Genomic DNA, 1,554 nt, shown 5'->3' with positions numbered 1-1,554 from the left:
CCGGTCGCCTTGACCTCGACCAGCACTTCGCCGGCCTTCGGGCCGTCGAGCTGCACGGTCATCACTTCGAGCGGTTTTCCGGCCTGAACGGCTACGGCGGCGCGAACGTCCATTTGATATCTCCCTGTTAATTCAATTTCGGTTGTCAAATATGCGGAGATACGACCGAGAGATCGAAACGATCCGCTTCGGCCTCACCTTTCATCCCGGCTCGACCTGACACCACACCGCGAGAAGCGGCTGTGCCGTACATCTTATCGCAAAGGATTGCCCGGCATCATTCGCAAAGACCGTTCCTGTCGCGGCAGAAAACCACTGGGAATCACCAAGGCACACTTCTCCCGGTGAAAGCAGAATGAAGGCGCGTGGCTGCGTCTGAACATGATCGGGGAAGCGGGTATAGCGATCCATGTAAATCACGCCGACCCGGAGATCGGCGCGCTCCTCCATGCCGCCAGGACCGACCAAAACCGCGTGGGAGTGCGTATTGCCGAAGTTCAGACTGGCAAACGGGCCGGTGCGGCCGCGTCTCCAGAGCAGCCTGCCGGCGAAACTGTCGAACTGACCGGCGATTGCCTCGAATTTCCGCCCGCATTTGGCCAGATTGCGGAGGGCGTTATCCAGCCCTTCGGGCACACCGGGAAGTGGCCCTCCTTCCGGGTGCACCTTGCCTGTCTTGAGCAGTCTCTGAAGGACCTTACCTGCAACAAAACTGGCAACGGCGGGCGCGTCGGTCGAAAGCATCAACCCGCCGATATCGTTGAGAAATTCCTGCAGCGGCCGGGGCCGCCTTTCCCTCCCGATGTCGTGCAGCCTTATATAGGCCGGCTTTTCCTCATCGTTCAGGAGAAGGTCAGCACCAGGTCTGATTGGACGTCCCACCACACGCGCCACGTTCGATCTCCCCGTTAAAGCGCCTTTTGCAGTTCCGGCAGGGCGTCGAAGAGATCGGCGACGAGGCCGTAGTCGGCGACCTGGAAGATCGGCGCCTCCTCGTCCTTGTTGATGGCGACGATCACCTTCGAATCCTTCATGCCGGCCAGATGCTGGATCGCCCCGGAGATGCCGGCGGCGATATAGAGGTCGGGCGCTACCACCTTGCCGGTCTGACCGACCTGCCAGTCGTTCGGCGCATAACCGGCATCGACGGCGGCGCGGGATGCGCCGACGGCAGCGCCGAGCTTGTCGGCAACCGGCAGGATGACCTCCTTGAACTTCTCGGCAGAGCCCAGCGCCCGGCCGCCGGAGATGATGATCTTCGCCGAGGTCAGTTCCGGACGGTCGGAGGCCGACAGCGCATCGGCGACGAAGCGCGACAGACCCGGATCGGAAATCGCCGCGATCGCCTCCACCGTTGCCGAACCGCCTTCCGTGGCGGAAGCAAACGAGGCGGTGCGCACGGTGATGACCTTCTTGGCATCGCTTGTCTGCACCGTCTGAATGGCATTGCCGGCATAGATCGGCCGCTTGAAGGTATCGGGGCTGACGACTTCGATGATCTCCGAGACCTGGGCGACATCGACGAGGGCAGCAACGCGCGGCAGCACGGTCTTG

General features: G+C 62.0%; 2 protein-coding genes and 1 pseudogene. All 3 read right to left on the bottom strand.

What is annotated here, in order from left to right; all coding sequences use genetic code 11:
* Positions 1-113: pseudogene (locus tag A7X77_RS33305) on the bottom strand (S-(hydroxymethyl)glutathione dehydrogenase); the annotation flags it as partial.
* An 88-nt stretch (positions 114-201) separates the two neighbouring features.
* Positions 202-894 carry a dimethylsulfonioproprionate lyase family protein gene (locus A7X77_RS31490; protein ID WP_064686680.1) on the bottom strand — a complete coding sequence of 231 codons (693 nt, stop codon included), beginning with the start codon at positions 892-894 and terminating at the stop codon, positions 202-204.
* Between the two features lie 14 nt (positions 895-908).
* Positions 909-1,554 (bottom strand): electron transfer flavoprotein subunit alpha/FixB family protein (locus A7X77_RS31485; RefSeq protein WP_064686679.1); only part of this gene is annotated, 646 nt, incomplete at its 5' end.

It is taken from the genome of Rhizobium bangladeshense, assembly GCF_001662075.1.
GTDB lineage: Bacteria > Pseudomonadota > Alphaproteobacteria > Rhizobiales > Rhizobiaceae > Rhizobium > Rhizobium bangladeshense_B.
The sequence above is the reverse complement of the archived record's forward strand: the minus strand, read 5'-3'. Positions and strand labels throughout refer to the sequence as shown.